The 18,843-nt window shown below is 49.7% G+C and carries 16 protein-coding genes; 10 read left to right on the plus strand and 6 right to left on the minus strand.

Annotated features, from left to right (window positions below; all coding sequences use genetic code 11):
• Nucleotides 1-14 precede the first annotated feature (14 nt).
• The 7 genes from C9J01_RS07220 to C9J01_RS07250 all read left to right on the plus strand — a co-directional run bounded on the left by C9J01_RS07220 (nt 15) and on the right by C9J01_RS07250 (nt 8,560).
• Nucleotides 15-905 (plus strand): phosphotransferase, encoded by an 891-nt coding sequence (locus C9J01_RS07220; RefSeq protein WP_107297481.1) that lies wholly within the window; start codon nt 15-17, stop codon nt 903-905.
• 217 nt (nt 906-1,122) lie between these two features.
• Complete coding sequence (locus C9J01_RS07225) at nt 1,123-1,968, plus strand: DUF6279 family lipoprotein (protein ID WP_107297482.1); 846 nt, start codon at nt 1,123-1,125, stop codon at nt 1,966-1,968.
• 95 nt (nt 1,969-2,063) lie between these two features.
• Nucleotides 2,064-2,606, plus strand: coding sequence for an alpha/beta hydrolase YcfP (gene ycfP / locus C9J01_RS07230; protein WP_107297483.1), 543 nt, complete (start codon nt 2,064-2,066; stop codon nt 2,604-2,606).
• A 388-nt stretch (nt 2,607-2,994) separates the two neighbouring features.
• On the plus strand, nt 2,995-4,284 hold the full coding sequence (locus C9J01_RS07235) for an NAD(P)/FAD-dependent oxidoreductase (RefSeq protein ID WP_107297484.1): 1,290 nt from the start codon (nt 2,995-2,997) through the stop codon (nt 4,282-4,284).
• 34 nt (nt 4,285-4,318) lie between these two features.
• Nucleotides 4,319-4,537: a DUF7661 family protein gene (locus tag C9J01_RS07240; protein WP_419686461.1), complete on the plus strand. Its 219-nt coding sequence runs from the start codon at nt 4,319-4,321 to the stop codon at nt 4,535-4,537.
• A 285-nt stretch (nt 4,538-4,822) separates the two neighbouring features.
• Nucleotides 4,823-6,751, plus strand: a complete 1,929-nt coding sequence (locus C9J01_RS07245) for a PTS mannitol transporter subunit IICBA (RefSeq protein ID WP_107297486.1) — start codon at nt 4,823-4,825, stop codon at nt 6,749-6,751.
• Between the two features lie 66 nt (nt 6,752-6,817).
• Nucleotides 6,818-8,560: an alcohol dehydrogenase catalytic domain-containing protein gene (locus C9J01_RS07250; protein WP_107297487.1), complete on the plus strand. Its 1,743-nt coding sequence runs from the start codon at nt 6,818-6,820 to the stop codon at nt 8,558-8,560.
• A 93-nt stretch (nt 8,561-8,653) separates the two neighbouring features.
• Here the strand turns inward: C9J01_RS07250 and C9J01_RS07255 are convergent, their stop codons facing one another.
• The 5 genes from C9J01_RS07255 to C9J01_RS07275 all read right to left on the minus strand — a co-directional run bounded on the left by C9J01_RS07255 (nt 8,654) and on the right by C9J01_RS07275 (nt 14,774).
• The gene (locus tag C9J01_RS07255) at nt 8,654-9,127 is read right to left on the minus strand and encodes a BamJ family beta-barrel-assembly machinery protein (protein ID WP_107297488.1); all 474 of its coding nucleotides are present in this window, start codon (nt 9,125-9,127) and stop codon (nt 8,654-8,656) included.
• Nucleotides 9,128-9,174: 47 nt separating this feature from the next.
• Nucleotides 9,175-9,753 (minus strand): GNAT family N-acetyltransferase, encoded by a 579-nt coding sequence (locus C9J01_RS07260; RefSeq protein ID WP_107297489.1) that lies wholly within the window; start codon nt 9,751-9,753, stop codon nt 9,175-9,177.
• Nucleotides 9,754-9,898: 145 nt separating this feature from the next.
• Nucleotides 9,899-10,708 (minus strand): peptidoglycan binding protein CsiV, encoded by an 810-nt coding sequence (locus tag C9J01_RS07265; protein ID WP_107297490.1) that lies wholly within the window; start codon nt 10,706-10,708, stop codon nt 9,899-9,901.
• A 29-nt stretch (nt 10,709-10,737) separates the two neighbouring features.
• Complete coding sequence (mfd, locus tag C9J01_RS07270; RefSeq protein WP_107297491.1) at nt 10,738-14,193, minus strand: transcription-repair coupling factor; 3,456 nt, start codon at nt 14,191-14,193, stop codon at nt 10,738-10,740.
• 2 nt (nt 14,194-14,195) lie between these two features.
• On the minus strand, nt 14,196-14,774 hold the full coding sequence (locus C9J01_RS07275; RefSeq protein ID WP_107297492.1) for a PilZ domain-containing protein: 579 nt from the start codon (nt 14,772-14,774) through the stop codon (nt 14,196-14,198).
• Nucleotides 14,775-14,964: 190 nt separating this feature from the next.
• On the opposite strand from C9J01_RS07275, the gene lolC reads away from it, so the two are divergent.
• The 3 genes from lolC to lolE are packed head-to-tail and all read left to right on the plus strand — an operon-like array spanning nt 14,965 to nt 18,099.
• Complete coding sequence (gene lolC, locus C9J01_RS07280) at nt 14,965-16,173, plus strand: lipoprotein-releasing ABC transporter permease subunit LolC (protein WP_107297493.1); 1,209 nt, start codon at nt 14,965-14,967, stop codon at nt 16,171-16,173.
• Nucleotides 16,166-16,855, plus strand: a complete 690-nt coding sequence (gene lolD / locus C9J01_RS07285) for a lipoprotein-releasing ABC transporter ATP-binding protein LolD (RefSeq protein ID WP_107297494.1) — start codon at nt 16,166-16,168, stop codon at nt 16,853-16,855. Before lolC ends, lolD begins: the two co-directional genes overlap by 8 nt.
• Nucleotides 16,855-18,099: a lipoprotein-releasing ABC transporter permease subunit LolE gene (lolE, locus tag C9J01_RS07290; protein ID WP_107297495.1), complete on the plus strand. Its 1,245-nt coding sequence runs from the start codon at nt 16,855-16,857 to the stop codon at nt 18,097-18,099. The genes lolD and lolE overlap by 1 nt, the downstream gene beginning before the upstream one ends.
• 192 nt (nt 18,100-18,291) lie before the next feature.
• Here lolE and C9J01_RS07295 read toward each other — a convergent pair whose 3' ends face one another.
• The gene (locus C9J01_RS07295) at nt 18,292-18,822 is read right to left on the minus strand and encodes a DUF2062 domain-containing protein (RefSeq protein WP_107297496.1); all 531 of its coding nucleotides are present in this window, start codon (nt 18,820-18,822) and stop codon (nt 18,292-18,294) included.
• Nucleotides 18,823-18,843 lie beyond the last annotated feature (21 nt).

Below are 18,843 nucleotides of genomic sequence, written 5' to 3' on the forward strand. Positions count from 1 at the left end.
AGACGATTTGGTGAATGAGTACTGAGACGTTACACGATTTATTTTCGTTCAGGCTACCGGATTATCATTTAGTCAGTGCCGAACCTCTCAGCGGCGGTCTTAGCAACCGCTGCTGGAAGGTGGTGCTTACACACAAGGCAACAGGCGAGCGCCATACGCTGGTATGGCGTCCGCATTCATTTTCCTCGCAAGCCTTCGGAGTCTCTAGGCAACATGAATATCAAGTGTTGCAGAGCACCCTCAAAACACCATGCTTTACTCTTGCGCCAAAACCCTTTGCCCTTTTCAATGAGGGACTGTTGGTTGATTGGGTAGCAGGGCAAACTGCTAGCATAGAGTTTTCCCTAACGACTTTGATGTCCTTGCAAGTGGCCATCCACCAACAACCTTTACCCTCTTGGCGTCTCAACCCTCAACAACGTGGTGCGCATTACTGGCGGTATATGGGTGATGCCACGGGTGATCCCCAGCTTGAACGTATCCATGCTTTCTTCCAAGCTCAGCCAGTGAAAAAGTGGTTCGAAGAGACGTGTTGTCACCATGATTTGGGCTGGTACAACATAATTGTTGCACCTGATGATCGGCATACAGTGATCGATTGGGAATATGCTGCCGCGGGCGATCCCTCATTGGACTTGGCATTGACGGTTGCTGCCAATCAGCTGGAAGCATCAGAAGCTGTCGATATATATTGCCAACAGGTTGGAGTACACGATGTGGTTGCCCAAAGTAGGTGGCATTCTGCGGTTGAATATTGGCATCCCTGGTGTGATTACCTTGCCATGTTATGGTTCTATGTTGGAGCCAATCAATTTGCCTGCGGTGAAAGGCTTGATGAAGACTACCTCCGTGAGGCGGAGTCGTTGAAAGCACTGCTGTGGAATGATCTGCAATTCTCTGATTAGTAATACCTTTTCAAATCTTCTCAACTACAATTAGTAACGCCCTCTAGTTTGTGCGAAATGCAAATGAGTTGGGTCTTTATACTTATATCGTTTTCATGTTTGGCATAACCTCGGCTGCGCCGCATCTAGGGGAGGCAGTTACAATGATCCCTTGTGTCGAACAGGTACGTAAATTGGAAGATGGAACCTAATCGTTGAGTGTGGTGAGGGGGTAGTGATGAGTAAGTTGCTTCCAAAGTGGGCTGGTGTGACTTTGGCAGTCGTCTTGGTTGGGGGGTGTACGACCCGGTTGGCTTACAACAACTTAGATGTCTGGCTGAACTATCGCCTTTCTTCTTATGTTTCCCTCAATTCATCGCAAGAATCCAGCTTTGACCAAGGCGTCGACCGCGCACATTCTCTCCATCGCCGGCAAGAACTCCCCAAAATCCACAGGGCTATCGACCGACTTCAGGGTGACCTCCTTGACCCGATGACATTTGGTCAGATGCAGGAATACTACAACGTGTTTACCCGCTTGGGGCAAGACTCGGCTGCTATTCTTGCTGATCCTATGGCCGATATGTTCGCCAGCTTGAATGATTCTCAGGTTGTCCAGTTCGAGGGGAGCCTGCGCCAGCGGTTTGCTGACTTTGACCGCGAAAGGGACAAGCTGAGCAAACCACAGCAACTGGCCAAGCGCTCGGAGCGGTTGCAGGATTTCACCCGGGACTGGGTTGGCTCTCTGACCAGCAGGCAAGAGGAGATGCTGACAGAACTTGCCGGATACCAGTTGGAGATGTCGCCGATTTTCCGTTCTCTGCGCAATGGCTATTTTGAACGTTGGCAGCAGTTGATGAAAAGCCGAAAACAACCAGCATTCAAAGGACAATTTACCCAATTGATGCGTGATATGGTTGCCTTAAACAGTCCCCAGTACCAATCAGAAATCCGGTTTTACCTCAACCGGCGTTTTGAACTCATGCGTCGGCTTAACCACTCGATGTCGCCACAGCAAAAAGCCTACTTGAACCGCAAGTTGGTCAACCTACGCAAGGATGTAGCACTACTGATTAATCAATAACTAGATGACTGTCTCACCTCTTGTGAAAGTAATGTCAACAAACCCTACAAAACGTGTTAGATTGATTTTACTGATAATCACAATAGGGAATAAAAATGATTATTTATCTGCATGGCTTTGACTCAACAAGCCCGGGCAATCATGAAAAAGTATTGCAGCTTCAGTTCATTGATCCTGATGTGCGTTTTGTGAATTACAGTACCCTACACCCTAAGCATGATATGCAGCATCTTTTGAAAGAAGTGCATAAGCTGAAGGAAGAGTCTGCTGATGAACAACCACTGATCTGTGGAGTGGGGCTTGGTGGATACTGGTCCGAACGGATTGGCTTCTTGTGTGGTATGAAGCAGGTGATTTTCAACCCTAATCTGTACCCAGAGCGCAATATGGAAGGCCGGATTGACCGTCCTGAAGAATACTCCGACATCTCCACTAAGTGTGTGAATGATTTTCGTAAGAAAAATGAAGGCAATTGCCTGTGTATTCTTTCTACCCAAGATGAAATTCTGGATAACAGCCACACCAAAGAGGTTCTAGGTGACTTTTACCAGATTATCTGGGACGAAAAAGAAACCCACAAATTCAAAAAAATCTCTCAGCACCTGCAGACGATAAAAGCATTCAAAGAAAACTCCTGATACGTCTATATCCAATTTCAAGCAGACGGCATATGTCCGTCTGCTCGATGCAATACGCCCATCCTTCCTCCGCGATATCTTGATAAACCCATAAAGGTTGAGTTGTTTTTTTGCCATTTTGGATAACAACACACCGAACATGGTTTTAGGTTTTGATCCTAATCAATTATTTCTTGCCTTGAAATAATATTGGCTTATAATGCAAATCTTAACTTTTTTTGAGATAAATCAAAAAAAGTTTAGTTAATTAAATGAAGAAGATGTTGTAAGCATCCCTCAGTATTCATATTTAAATCATTGAAAGTAAAGAATTATGTTGGCTGGAGCTAACTCGGGCCAGATTAGATTTCGAATTTTAAAATTATAAATTTGTGGAAGGAGTGTCGTGATGACTCGAATTATTGTTGTTGGCGGTGGTGCTGGCGGTCTGGAGCTTGCAACGAAGCTAGGCCGGACTCTTGGGCGTAAGGGACGTGCCAAGGTCACCTTGGTTGACCGTAAGGGAAGCCACCTATGGAAACCTTTGCTGCATGAAGTAGCAACAGGTTCGATGGACGCGGGGGTAGATGCACTTAGCTACCGTGCCCATGCCAAGAACCATTCTTTTGACTTCCAGATGGGCAGCCTCAAAGATATCGATCGTGAGCGTAAGGTGATCACCCTCGCGCCACTTTACGACAAGAAAGATGAGCTGTTGATGCCTGAGCGCGAGCTGGAATATGACATTCTGGTTATGGCCATCGGCTCTACTTCGAATGACTTCAACACTCCGGGTGTGCGTGAAAACTGTATCTTCCTAGACAGTCCTGAGCAGGCGCACCGTTTCCGTACCCAAATGAACAACCAGTTCTTGAAGCTTCACGCCAACAAAGAACAGAAAACGGTTGATATTGCGATTGTCGGTGCTGGTGCAACTGGTGTTGAACTATCTGCTGAGCTGCACAATGCGGTTAAAGAGCTGCAGAACTACGGTTTTGGCGACTTAGATAGCTCTCGCTTGAACGTGAACCTGGTTGAAGCCGGCGAGCGAATTCTCCCTGCGCTGCCTCCGCGTATCTCTTCTGCTGCCCACAGCGAGTTGACCAAACTGGGTGTGAATGTTCGTACCGCAACTATGGTTACCAAAGCCGACGAAACTGGCCTGACAACTAAAGATGGCGACCATATCCCGGCGCAGATCATGGTATGGGCTGCAGGTATCAAGGCACCAGATTTCATCAAGGACATTGCAGGTCTTGAAACTAACCGTATCAACCAGCTGGTTGTTAAGCCGACGCTGCAAACCACACGCGATGATGATATCTATGTGATTGGTGATTTGGCATCTTGTGCTCAGGAAGACGGTAGCTTTGTCCCACCGCGTGCCCAAGCTGCACACCAGATGGCAAGCCGCTGTTTCTCAAACATCGTTGCTAAAATTACGGACCGCGAGCAGAAACCATACGTCTACAGTGATCATGGTTCGCTAGTTTCTCTAAGCCGCTTCTCAACGGTAGGTAGCTTGATGGGTAACTTGACCAAAGGCTCGATGATGGTTGAAGGCCGTATTGCCCGCGTGGTATACATTTCTCTATACCGTATGCACCAGATCGCGTTGCACGGTGTGGTGAAAACCAGCCTGATGATGCTGGTTGGCCGAATTAACCGAGTACTACGCCCTAACTTGAAGCTTCACTAAGCAGCGTTGGGATACGGGCCAATAAAGGAGAGCAATGATGTTCCTGCTGTTTGATGTGTTTGGTACCAAGATGTCCGTACAACGAAAAGACGGCTTTTGGTTACTGTTCAAAGAGTCAGATACCGCAATGCGTGCCCGTGTCTATGATGTGGTGATCCCACCAGAGCTTGAGGAAGCCGATTTGGCGACCTACTTGGCAGATATTTACCATGAGAATGCAACGGCAACCCACTCGGACGTGCGCCGTTGTTAATCCTGTTAGCGATAGCTTACTAGCAACTAAATTGAAAACCGCCAGTTCTGGCGGTTTTTTTGTGCCTGTCGAAAAGTAATCTATTTATTAGCATTTGATAGCAGCGCTAGTCTTGCCCTGGCGGATTAACTGTTATTGCTCAGAAGCTACTAGGTGTTGAGGTGGTGCTATATTTAGTGTGTTGTGCTTCTCCCTGACCGTATACGAGATAGTCCTTCCATCAAGGGCTTAACAGCTTTCAGAAAACACCTACAACTCTGAACGTCAATGAAATGGGGACTGTTAATGATATCTCCAGAAGCAAAAATCAAAGTACAAAACTTTGGCCGATTCCTTTCTAACATGGTAATGCCCAATATCGGCGCGTTCATCGCTTGGGGCTTTATTACCGCACTTTTCATTCCTACGGGTTGGTTACCCAATGAAACGTTGGCCAAGTTGGTAGGGCCAATGATCACCTACCTTTTGCCGCTACTGATCGGCTACACCGGCGGTAAGCTAGTCGCCGGTGAACGTGGTGGGGTAGTTGGTGCCGTTACAACCATGGGGGTGATTGTCGGGACCGATATCCCTATGTTTATGGGGGCGATGATTGTAGGCCCGCTAGGCGGTTGGGCTATCAAGCATTTTGATAAAGCAGTGCACGGTAAGATCAAAAGTGGCTTTGAAATGCTGGTGAACAACTTTTCTGCCGGTATTATCGGGATGCTATGTGCAATCTTGGCCTATTTAATGATTGGCCCGTTTGTCAAAGCCCTTTCGACCGCATTAGCTGCCGGGGTCAACGCCTTGGTTAATGCCGGCCTGCTTCCACTGACCTCTATTTTTGTTGAGCCAGCGAAAGTCCTGTTCCTGAACAATGCGATTAACCATGGGATATTCTCACCACTTGGGATTCAACAGGCCAGTGAAGTTGGTCAGTCGATTTTTTTCTTGATTGAGGCAAACCCAGGTCCCGGGATGGGGTTGTTGCTTGCATATATGGTCTTTGGCCGTGGAGCTGCCAAGCGGTCGGCTGCGGGTGCATCTATTATCCATTTCTTCGGGGGGATACACGAAATATATTTCCCATATGTGTTGATGAACCCGCGCCTTATTCTGGCGGTTATCGCAGGGGGCATGACCGGTGTCTTTACCTTGACAGTGTTTCATGCCGGGTTGGTCTCGCCGGCTTCGCCCGGTTCAATTTTTGCTGTGATGGTGATGACACCCAAAGCCTCTTTCCTTGGTGTGATAGCCTCAATACTTGCGTCTATGGGCGTTTCATTTCTCGTTGCCAGCATCTTAATGAAAACTCAGCGCCTGCCGGATGAAGATGAAGGCGATACCGCGCTGGAAGAAGCCAGTGCCCGTATGCATGACATGAAAACTGAGGCAAAAGGCCATAGGGTGCCTGATACGCAAGCCGCTGATATGGATATGGCCGGGGTATCCAAAATTATTGTGGCTTGTGATGCCGGGATGGGGTCAAGTGCCATGGGGGCGAGTATGTTGCTTAAGAAAGTGGAAGCCGCCGGGCTTGATATTTCGGTAACCAATTGCGCCATTAATAGTTTGCCGGAAGATGTTGATATCGTGGTCACTCACCAAGACTTGACGGACCGCGCCCGCCAACATGCCGCCAAAGCGCATCATATTTCAATAGAAAACTTTTTAGATGCTGGCCTTTACGCCAAGTTGGTTGACAAGATTGTCGCTGACAAGGCCGCTCAGAATATTGATACGGCAGTGGCACCAATAAATAGCGGCCAAGCTGATAACGCTGAAGAAAAGCCTGTGTTTTGCCTCGTTGCCAGTGATATTTTTCTTGGCCTGAGTGCCGCTGATAAAGAAGAAGCGATTCGCTTTGTTGGCAATAAGCTAATAGCCGCAGGCTATGTGGAGCCTGGATACGTTGATGCCATGCTGGAGCGCGAGAAGCAGATATCCACTTACCTCGGGGAGTCGATTGCCATACCCCATGGCACGGTTGAGGCTAAAGATCAGGTACTCAAAACCGGTATTGTCGTTTGTCAGTATCCGGAGGGGATACTCTTTGGTGACGATGAAGATGATATCGCGCGCCTAGTGATTGGCATCGCGGCACAAAACGATGAACATATCCCAGTGATCACAGCAATTACCAATGCGCTGGATGAGTCAGATAATATTGAACGCTTGGCAAATACTCAATCAGTGCAGGATGTGCTTGATATTCTAGCTGTTCGTAAATAGGGGGCTAGCGACTTACATCATAAATGAGTGCCGATATTAACCATATATTATTGATTGGGTAATAACATGACTAGTCGAAATAAATCTTACCAACAGCCGGATCAACCTGTTCCTGCCACCACAATGACTTGGAATATGTATGGTGCTGGGTTGGAGAGCATCGGAAAAGATAATCAGCCTGAGTCATTTCCAGTTCTTGCCCCCTCTGATGATCAGCTACTTATTAGGGTTGATGCTGTCGGGTTATGTTTTTCTGATGTTAAGTTGATTAATCAGGGGGGTAAACACCCTAAGTTATACAATCGTGACCTGCAAAAGGAGCCAACCCGATTGGGGCACGAAGCTACTATTACCATTATGAAGGTTGGCAAAAACTTACAAGGCCAGTTTTCAAGCGGTGAGCGCTACGCGGTACAACCTGATATTTACCAGAACGGCAAGAGTACGGCATATGGCTATACCATTCCCGGCGGCTTGACTCAATTTCACTTAATTGGCCCAGAGATGTTGCACACAGATGCCGGAGCTTGTCTGCTAAAAGTTTCCGATAAGCTGGCATTTGGTGAGTCGGCCTTGCTTGAGCCTTGGGGGTGCGTGTGGGCATCCTATACCCAACGCCGCCGGCTAGAGCCCTTGCCGGGGGGAGTCATGTGGATAGTGGGGCAACCGGGCGATCTGCGCGAATACCAGTTTTCTGCCGGATTGGAATCACCTGAAACGGTTATTTTGACCCATGTACCTGATTCCTTACGTACTCTCGTCGAACAGCAAGCTAGCAAAGTCCTTATCCGAAATGATATTAGCTTCGAGCGTTTGCCTGCTGCCGTCGATGAGCTAACGGGTGGTGCAGGGTTTGATGATATCGTCGTACTGTCGCCAGGTTCGGCGCAGGCTCTGACGAGTATTGCCAAATATGTAGCTCGCCGAGGAACGATGAATATGGTTGGTGACCAGCCTGTAGATGGATTGGTCGATGCTGATGTCGGTCGCTTACATTATGACTATGTGGCTTTTATCGGGAATAGCGGAAGTGATATTGCGAGCTCTTATGGAGAGGCCCGAAATCGTTGCGATTTACGTGAAGGTGGATTAGCTGTGTTCGTTGGGGCGGGGGGCCCGATGGGGCAGATGCATGTCCAGCGTGCCATAGAATTAAAAGGTGGCCCTCGCGAGGTTATTGTGACAGATATCAATGACCAGCGTTTGGCCGAAATAGAGACCCGTTTTGCGAGCCTGACTGAAGCCAATAACTGCAAGCTGTTTACGTATAACCCTACCGCGAGTGATATCAGCTTGCCTGAGTTTGTTCGTACAAAAAGCCAAAACCAAGGGGCCGATGATGTGGTCGTTTGTGTTCCCAACGCAGGTATCATGGCTGAAGCGGCAACATTTATGAAAGACGACGGTATGCTGGTGTTATTTGCCGGGGTGCCCAATGGGACGCTGGCACCACTTGATTTTAGCTCTGTCTATTTGAGCAATGCCCAATATACGGGTACCTCGGGTTTGACCATCGAAGATCAGACTGTCGTGATGAATAACGCTTTATCAGGGAATATTGCCCCAGCCGTTTGTGTAGCTGCTATTGGTGGGATGAACGTAGCCAAGGAAGGGATTCAAGCCATGATTGATGCCCGCTACCCGGGTAAAATTTTGATCTTCCCCCAACTAGAAGAGCTGCCGTTGCTCGGGCTTGATGAATTGGCCATCAAGTTGCCAGAAGTGGCAAAAGCCCTTGGTAAAGGTAATACATGGAACTTTGCTGCAGAGCAGGCACTGTTTGAGTTTTACAACAAGGGGGCGGCATAGCCTGCAAAATACCCACACCCTGCGAAGGTTTCCCTTCGCAGAGGCGCAGGATAACTTTCCGGTCATGCAAAGTAACAGGAAGGTTTTGCTGCTTTAATTGATTTTAAACAGCTCAACATCAAAGATCAGCACCGAGCCCGGTGGGATCGAGCCAATGGCTCTGTTGCCGTAGGCCAGTTCAGCCGGGACAAAGAAGCGTGTCTTCTCGCCCTCAACCATCAGCTGTACACCTTCTGTCCAACCTTTGATTACCTGGTTCAGGCCAAATTGGATAGTCTCGCCGCGTTCAACTGAGCTGTCGAATACCGTGCCGTCTAGTAGCGTACCGTGGTAGTGGACGGTGACTTTGTCGCTCGCTTTCGGGTGTACCGTGCCTGTACCTTCTTGCAGTACCAAGTACTGTAGGCCAGATGCGGTGGTTTGCACTCCCTCTTTGTCCTTGTTCTCTGCCAGGAAGGTTGCACCGGCCTCGATATTTTCAGCGGCAGCTTGCTTGTTGCCTTGGGAGCGCTGCATAAAGAAGATGATAAGCGCAACAAGGGCGATACCCAGAATAATTTTAAACACGTAAGTTCCTCATATCGTGTTGATTCATTGGCTGATAGTAGCAGAGCTTATTGCTGGGTGAAAGGTGGGGGAGAAGAGGTAATATCACTGGGGATGAGCGAGAACAGTAAACCATCGACCGGACCGTCCTGGGTGATGATGCGGTTTCGGGCTGTGCACTCGAAATGGGCTTTGGTAGCGAGGGCTGTACGTTGACTAGCAAGGTTGCCGGTATGGGTCACAATTTCGATCCGTGTCAGGCCGACAGTCTCGAAGGCAAACTGGGCGATAGCTTGGCATGCTTCCTTGGCATAGCCTTGCCGCTGGGCGCTGGAGCGGATCCAGTAACCCATTTCAGCTGAGTTTGTCAGCTCGGATAAATTGCTCAGGGAGGTGCTACCAATAAACGTCTCCGTACTGCGTTCGAAGATAGCAAACTCATAACTGATGTCGTAAGCCCAATTCTGTTGACTGGCATAAATCCACTCATGGGCATCGTGTTGGCTATACTGGGCGTGGCACCAAGGTAGCCAAGGGGTAAGGCTTTGCTGGGAGTGGTGAATAGCCTCGAGCAAATCCAACAGGTCGGCATTTTTGTAGGGGCGAAGCAATAAGCGCTCGCTGGTAAGTTGGTAGTCTGTTTTCATCCTGTCCACAGTCTCCGTCAGTATCTATTGTTAGCATAAACGGGTAAGGCGGAATTGTCGCAGGCGTTGTTTGGATTGTGGCTGAAAATGTGAAAAGGGCTGCGTTTGCAGCCCTTTTTCAATCAGTACTTGCTCGTTGGCGGTTTTAACCGTCGATACGGCGAATTTGGATCACCATACCCATTAGCGGGTGATCAAGGTAGTGGGTTTCACCACTACGCATCTTACGCTGCTGCTCGAATTGGTAAGCCTTAAGGAATTCTTCCACTTTGACTTGCTTCTTCACTTCTTGCAGGTGGCCGATCTGAACATTACCTTCCGGCTCGATTGAGCCTTCCATCGGGTCAAGTGGCTCAGCACCAATAATCACTTCACGGCGGCTAGGCTCCCGAAGCGCAAAGTTGGCTTCGGTGAACAGGAAGTGCTGGACATATACACGTAATGTACCGTCTAGCTCGCGCAGGGACTGCGCTTCTTGCTCAATGTTGTCACTGTCCGTGAGGGACTCTTCGGCGAAGCCATCATTGAATGACTCATCAATAGGCTCACTCGACTGGGCAGATTTCAGGCTGCCATCAGGTAAAAACTGGGCGGAGAAGTCGTCACCTGCCGTAAAGTGAATACGTGGCGCAGCAGCACGGCTCAAATCACCTTGGCGCCAGCCAAAGTGTGCCAGTGGAGTAAAGCCGGCGTGTTGCTTGAGCTTGTTGTACTGTGAGTTGAGCTGAAACTGTGAGGACGGCATTTTGCGTATCCCCCTAGCCTGTAGGCGAGCAGTATCACCAAAGTCGATAGCGCCTTTGAGGTTGATAGGCTTTTGGCTATCAGGCCAAGACTCACTGACTTGCTCAGGCGCAATGTTGCGCTTGAACAGGATCACTTCGATATCAAACTGTCGGGCTGCAAGGCTCGGCCAGCTAATGGCGAACAGCAGCAAATAAATGAGATTTTTCAAGATAATACTCCGCACTTAAGTGCTATCTATTATAGAGCGTTTTCAGCCAACTTTGTTAGAAGACCGTCAACATACTTTATTCTGTCTTTTCTGTCACTCATCGGCGCCATGACTTTCAGCTTGGTCGGGCCTTCCATCCGGAAATGCTGTGGCTGTGATTGCAGCAGGCCAACCAGCAATCCAGGGTCAATATTGGCATTCGGGTTAAACTCGATAAAGCCACCTTTCTCACCAGCTTCAATCTTGCGCACGCCAATGCCTGCAGCTTTGAGCTTGATCTTGTTAAGCACCAAGAGGTTACTGGTTGGGTCCGGTAGCAAGCCAAAGCGGTCGATGAGCTCAACTTTGAGTTCATCCAACGCTTTTTCATCGTTGGCACTCGCTATGCGCTTGTACAAAGACAGTCGGGTATTGATATCTGGAATGAAGTCTTCAGGCAGCAAGGCTGGGAGGCGCAGTTCAACCTCAGTTTGCTGGCGTAGTAGATCATCGAGGGAAGGCTCTTTACCTTCTTTGAGGGCTTCGACAGCCTGCTCAAGCATTTCCATGTAAAGGGTGAAGCCAACCGATTGGATCTGGCCGCTTTGTTCATCACCAAGCAGTTCACCTGCACCACGGATTTCAAGATCATGGGTAGCAAGGGTAAAGCCTGCGCCCAAGTCTTCCAGTGAAGAAATGGCTTCGAGTCGCTTGACCGCATCTTTGGTCATGCGCTTAGGATGCGGTGTAAGCAGATAGGCGTACGCTTGGTGGTGTGAACGGCCGACGCGGCCACGAAGCTGGTGAAGCTGCGCCAAACCAAGGTGGTCGGCACGGTTGATCACTATGGTGTTGGCGGTTGGTACGTCGATACCGGTTTCGATGATGGTGGTACACACCAGCAGGTTGAATCGCTGGTGGTAGAAGTCACTCATGATCTTTTCGAGTTCACGTTCACGCATCTGGCCATGGGCAAAGGTGATACGTGCTTCCGGGATAAGCTTGGCCAAATCCTCGGCAGTTTTCTCTATGGAGTCGACATCATTGTGCAGGAAGTACACCTGGCCACCACGCATGACCTCACGCAATACCGCTTCCCTAACCAGGGCATCGTCCGATTCGCGGACAAAGGTCTTGATAGCCAGACGACGTGCTGGAGGCGTCGCAATAATCGATAGATCTCGCATCCCACTCATCGCCATATTCAGGGTACGAGGAATTGGGGTTGCGGTCAGGGTTAGGATATCGACATCGGCACGGATCGCCTTGAGTTTCTCTTTCTGGCGAACCCCGAAACGGTGTTCTTCATCAACAATCAGTAGGCCCAAATCGTGGTAATCCACCGAGGCATTGAGCAGCTTATGGGTGCCGATCAGGATATCGATTTTGCCCTCGGCCATATCGGCTAAGATCTGTTTCTGCTCCTTGACGGTTTTGAAGCGTGACAATACTTCAACCCGTACCGGTGTATTGGCAAAGCGGTCACGGAAGTTTTCAAAGTGCTGTTGGGCCAACAAGGTGGTCGGTACCAAAACCGTAACCTGCTTGTTGTTGTCGACGGCGACAAAGGCCGCTCGCATCGCCACTTCTGTTTTGCCGAAGCCTACATCACCACAGACCAAACGATCCATGGCTTTAGGCTGGCACATATCTGACAGTACTGCGTTGATAGCCAGCGCTTGGTCGTGGGTTTCCTCGAACGGGAAACCGGTACAGAAATCAGCGTAGGCTTCACGGTCAAGGTTGAACTTGTGGCCAGGCTTCATCTCGCGCTTGGCATAGACATCAAGCAACTCGGCAGCGACATCACGGACTTTCTCTGCCGCTTTCTTGCGGGCTTTGGCCCATGTTTCGCCACCTAGCTTGTGGATAGGGGCGCTATCTTCAGCACCACCGGAGTAGCGGCTTATAAGGTGCAGTGAGGCAACCGGGACATAGAGTTTGGCACCGCCTTGGTATTCCAAGGTGACGTATTCAGTTTTCATCCCGCCGGCTTCTAGGGTTTGTAGCCCTTGATAGCGACCGATGCCATGGTCGATATGGACAACCGGCTGACCGACTTTAAGCTCTGCTAGGTTGCGGATAATCGTGTCGGCATTGACGGATTTCTTCTCGTCGCGACGACGGCGCTGGACCACGCGCTCACCGAGAAGGTCGCTCTCACAGATCAGGGCAACTTCAGGCTGCTCCAAGACAAAGCCTTGCTCTGCTGCACCAATCACCAAGCTGAACTTGCCCGGGGCAGACAAGGCCTCTGTAAGCGTCGGGGCTACAACAGGGCGGAGTTTTATCCGGCCTAGCAGGTCAAGCAGGGCTTCGCGCCGGCCTTCAGAGGCGACTGAAAAGATAATCTTACCCGGGTAGCTTTCCGAGTAGCGGCGAAGCTCGGCCAGTGGCTCTTTGAGCTGGTGATTGATGGTTAGCTCAGGGATCGGCTGTACCGGTAGGTTATAGCGGCCCGCTTTTTCAGGTTCGCTGTCATGGCGAATGCGTACCTGTGGCAATGTTTTGAAATAGCTGAACATTTCATCTTTGGTCAGCCACAGCTCCTTGGGCTCAAGCAGAGGTCGCAAAGGGTCGACCCGGCGTTGGTCGAAGCGGTATTCGGCATCCGTTAGGAATTGGTCAACGGCAGGCTCTAGTGTACCGATAGTGATGAGCAGGCTGTTATCTGGCAGGTAATCGAATAGGGTTTCGGTCTGCTCAAAAAATAGTGGTTGCCAATATTCGATACCCGCAGGCCAGGTCTTTTTGCTGACTTGCTGGTAGATTGATTCCGGCTCGCGACGTGCCTCGAAGCGCTCGCGCCAGCGCATGCGGAAGTTTTCGATGGCAATTTCATCGGTCGGGAATTCGTGTGCAGGCAGTAATCGGATTTGCTCGATTTCACCGGTAGAGCGCTGGTTCTCTGGGTCAAACTGGCGGATTGAATCGACTTCATCATCAAAGAAGTCAATGCGGTAAGGCTGGTTGCTGCCCATCGGGAACAAGTCAATCAGTGAACCACGGCTGGCGTATTCACCATGTTCGATAACCTGATCGACATGGCGGTAGCCCGAGGCTTCAAGCTGCAAGCGCAGTTTATCCAGTGATAGCTTGTCGCCGTTTCGCACCATCAGCGCATGCTGGTGGATGAAGGCCCGTGGGGTCAAACGTTGTAGTAGGGTGCTGATAGGCACCAACACCACCCCGTTAGCCTGCTGCGGTAGGGAGTATAAGCGAGTCAGTCTGTCTGAAATAATATCTTGGTGCGGTGAGAAGTTATCGTAAGGCAAGGTTTCCCAGTCAGGGAACACGCTAACTTCTTGTGCAGTAAACTGGCTAACTTCCGGTTGAAGGCGTAATGCTGTTTGGGTGTCAGGCACCACAGCAAGTATCGGCCCCTGATGATCTTGGGCCAGTTCTGCGACGGAAAGGGCCAGCGCAGCACCAGACACATTACCGATAAATCGGCTGTCACCTGGTTTGGACGGTAATGGAAGAGAGAGAATAGACTGTGCTTTCATGATTAACTTTTATTGTCTGATCGCAGTTGGGCGCGTTGGCGCAGAATTTTTTGTTGAAAGTGCAGGGCGGCTCGGATCAGCAGATCCCTGTCATCTTCCATCAAGCATACGTATTTCAAGGCTACCTCGTAGTTACCATCCTGCTGAGGTTGGCATTGGGTTACTTCAGCATAGGCGTAAACAGCGGCGGCAGGGTTATCGAGGAACAGCTTGAGCCTGACTTTGCTCCCTTCTGCCAATGCTTGCGTTGAAAAGTAGGACAGTTGGCTGGCACCGAACGTATGGGTGACGAAACGCAGTTTGGCGTCATCTTGTTGAGCAAGCACAAAAGAGAGCAACAAGTTGATTTTGTTGTTTTGTGCTGTCAGGTAATTAGAGAGTGCTTTGAATTCATCTTTTTTGAGTTGGGATAGAGAATGCTCTAGCCCTTCATCTAGGCTGCTGCATTCACTGGCAATACGAAACAGGGGCGGGATTTCTTGCTGGAAAGCCAGCATATCGGGAACACTTTCACCGACTGGGAGCGGTTCTACATTGATGGTCAATCCGGCATGGACTGAAAAATACTCGTCCTGATTCATGTCGCACTCGATATAATTTAACTATCCTACGATTATCACTCAGCAATTGCATTGGGACAAGTGAAGCAGGCCTAAGAGCGGGGGTTTTAACCGCTGTTTTTACATTACTTTTACTGCGCTTAATGGTAATCGGAAGCTGCAACAGGTATGCTTTCGAACAGTTTTTATAAGGATGGTATCTTCTTAATCTATGTTTCATCCCGTATCGTTTTTTATCGGGCTGCGGTATCTCAGAGGACGCTCTGGAGATAGGTTCAGCCGTTTCGTTTCCTATATGTCGACCGCGGGTATTACCGTTGGGGTACTCTCCCTCGTGACCGTATTGTCTGTTATGAACGGTTTTGAGCAGCAACTCAAGGAGCGGATCCTAGGTGTGATGCCCCAAGCGGTAATCTCAAGCCAAGATGGCCACCTCTCCCGTACCGAGCAAACGCCAGAAGAGCTCAAGTCAATTCCCCATGTTGATATGGTCTCACCGCTAACCCGCAGTGAAGCCATTTTGCAAAGTGCTAAATCATTGTCTGCAGGTATGCTGCTTGGTGTTGACCCTGAAGCTTTTGAACCGGTGGGTTATTACGTCAACCAAGGCGATATCATGGATCTGGAAGCGGGTAGCTACAAGGTTATCTTGGGCCAGGCGCTTGCCAATCAACTGGGCGTGAAGGTAGGCGACAAGGTACGGCTAATGGTGACCAGTGCCAGCCAGTACACACCACTTGGCCGGATCCCAAGTCAGCGCAACTTTGAAGTCGCGGGTTTGTACAATACCGGCTCAGATGTAGACGGCCAGTTGATATTGACCCACATTGATGATGCCGGGCGCTTGCTAAGGTTTAAGCCGGGCCAAATCACCGGGTGGCGTCTGTTTGTTGATGACCCATTTGTCGTCGCAGAGCTTGCCAACCGACCGTTGCCTGAAGGTATGACTTGGTCGGATTGGCGTGAGCAACGCGGTGAACTGTTCCAGGCAGTCAAAATGGAAAAGAACATGATGGGTCTGATGCTCGGGCTGATTATTGGCGTGGCGGCTTTTAACATCATCTCGGCACTGATTATGGTGGTGATGGAGAAGCAGGCCGAAGTGGCTATTTTGAAAACTCAGGGTATGTCCAGCCGCCAGGTGTTAATGGTCTTCATGGTACAAGGGGCCAGTAGTGGTGTGATAGGTGCGATAATTGGCGGAATTTTAGGTACCTTACTGGCATTAAACCTCAATGCTTTACTGACTGTTCTTGGCGTGAATTTGATATCTGCTGGTGGGCAATTGCCAGTCGTGATCTCTCCACTTCAGATTATTTTAGTTATTGTCGGCGCTATTATTCTTAGTTTGCTGGCAACTGTTTTTCCTTCCTACCGGGCGGCATCGGTTCGTCCAGCTGAGGCACTTCGTTATGAGTAATGCATTATTGGTTTGTCAGGGCTTGAGAAAAGTTTATCGTGAAGCCCAGCTTGAAACAGAGGTGCTCAAAGGGGTGGGTTTCCATCTGGATGCTGGCGAGTTGGTCGGCATCGTTGGGGCATCGGGCTCTGGTAAGAGTACGCTATTGCATTTGCTCGGAGCATTGGATGACCCAAGTGAAGGTGATGTGTTTTTCAAAGGCAAAAAGCTCAATGCCATGAGTGCTAACAAGCAGGCGAAATTGCGCAACCAAGAGATTGGTTTTGTCTACCAGTTCCACCACCTGCTGGCCGATTTCAGTGCGGTGGAGAACGTGGCGATGCCTTTGCTTATCGGTGGAGTAACAGCGGGCAAGGCGCGTTCGCAGGCTCATAGTATCCTAGAGTTGGTTGGCTTGGGGCACAGGTTGGAACATCGCCCGTCCGAACTCAGTGGTGGTGAGCGCCAGCGTGTTGCTATAGCGCGAGCTCTGGTTAACAAGCCTTCGCTGGTACTGGCTGATGAACCAACAGGTAACTTGGATCATAAAACCGCCCTTGAGATTTATGATTTGATGCGCAAGCTCAACAAAGAGTCCGGAACGGCCTTTTTGGTGGTGACCCATGATAATGAGCTTGCAGGTAAGCTTGACCGTTGTATGCACATGCAAGACGGTGAGTTACAGCAGGTAGAGGTGGCTTGATGTTCCGACCACTTTCGCTATTTATTGGTAGCCGTTTCAGCCGTGCCAAACAAAGAAACCGGATGGTTTCTTTTATCTCGATCTCTTCGACTCTTGGTATTGCCGTAGGCGTGGCTGTGATCATCATCGGCCTTTCGGCAATGAATGGATTCGAACGCGAGCTGCAAAACCGCGTATTGTCGGTGATCCCTCATGGAGAGTTGGAGGCGGTCACTCCGCCTTTTGAGGACTGGCAGCCTGTGTTGGATTTGGTGGAGCAGCACCCTCGAGTGACTGCGGCAGCACCGTATGTTCAGTTCACGGCATTGCTTGAAAAAGGCAGCAGCCTCAAAGCGGTTGAAGTACGTGGCGTTGACCCTGAAAAACAGAAAGACGTCAGTGTGCTGCCACAGTTTGTCAAAGACAATGCTTGGGCGAACCTTGAAGCGGGCAAGCAGCAGGTTATTCTGGGCCAAGGGGTGGCAGATAAGCTGGGTATTGGGGTAGGGGACTGGATCACAGCGATGATCCCAAATCCGGACCCAAGCCTGAAGCTAAAAGCACCACACCGCATTCGCCTTCAAGTTGCAGGCCTACTTGCCCTAGCCGGGCAGATTGACCATAACTTTGCCTTGGTGCCTTTGAAAGATGCTCAGCAGTATCTATCGATGGGTGATGGGGTCACCGGTATTGAGCTGAATGTTGATAACGTGCTTGAGGCTCAGAGTATCGTACGGGAAGTCGGCTTTACGCTGCCTGTGTATGTGTACCTGAAAAGCTGGAACCAGAAATACGGTTATCTTTACCGTGACATCCAGATGGTGCGTACCATTATGTATTTGGTCATGGTACTGGTTATTGGGGTGGCTTGCTTTAACATTGTTTCAACCCTGATGATGGCTGTGAAAGACCGTGCCGCAGATATTGCCATTTTGCGTACCATGGGGGCCACTGACCGTTTGATTCGCTCAATATTTGTTTGGCATGGAGTGCTATCCGGTGTTGTGGGGAGCCTTGTGGGGTCATTGCTCGGCTCAATGGTTGCTGTGAACCTGACTACCTTGATTAAAGGCCTTGAAAGCCTGATTGGCCATCAATTCCTTTCTGGTGATATATACTTTGTCGATTTCCTCCCTACTTCATTGTCTATGCACGACGTGATGTTAGTGACAACGACCGCTGTAGTATTGAGCTTCTTGGCAACCTGGTATCCGGCTAAACGTGCTGGGGCTCTACAGCCAGCCACGGTACTGAGTGCTAAATAATGGCACCTTTCCTTCAAGGGAGTACTTTGGGGGAAAGGTAGAGCTTTTGGGTAAAATGTATGGGATGACTTTTATCATTTTGCCAACAGCTTCCAGTTCTGGTTAGAAATATTTGAGCCACCCCTAGCTTAGACTTAAAAATATTGGGCATAAAAAAACCTCGCATCAGCGAGGTTTTTTATTTCTAGGCGGTCAATCCTTGTGGAGGGTTAATACCCTGAACCGGCGTTTTTGCCAGCTTCTCACTACAGAGTAGCGCCACAGGCCGCGGATACCGAAGTAGCCAAGCGCGGAGAAAAAGACAGAACATACCGCACACCCCAATAGGAAAGGAGGCCCAATCTGGTTCATTTGGTGCAGCAGGAATTCCCAGGACAGCTCAAAATGGAACGCTTGGTGTGGGGTGTTCATCAGCCAGGCCCCCACTTTGTAGGCACCATAAAACATCACGGGCATAGTGATAGGGTTGCTGATCCATACCAAGCAAACGGAAAGGGGCAGGTTGACGCTGAAGAAAATGGCGGCGCCGGCAGCCATGATCATCTGGCTGGGAAGAGGTACGAACGCCATAAACAAACCGACCGCAAATGCGCCAGACGCCGAACGGCGGTTGAGGCACCACAAATTTGGGTTGTAAAGCACATTGCCAAATATCTTCAACGCTTTTTGGCGCTTGATGACATCGTGGCTTGGCATTATTCGTTTAATTACTTGTCTTGGCATTGTAATTCTATTGTTCACAGG

This window comes from Photobacterium rosenbergii (assembly GCF_003026455.1).
GTDB lineage: Bacteria > Pseudomonadota > Gammaproteobacteria > Enterobacterales > Vibrionaceae > Photobacterium > Photobacterium rosenbergii.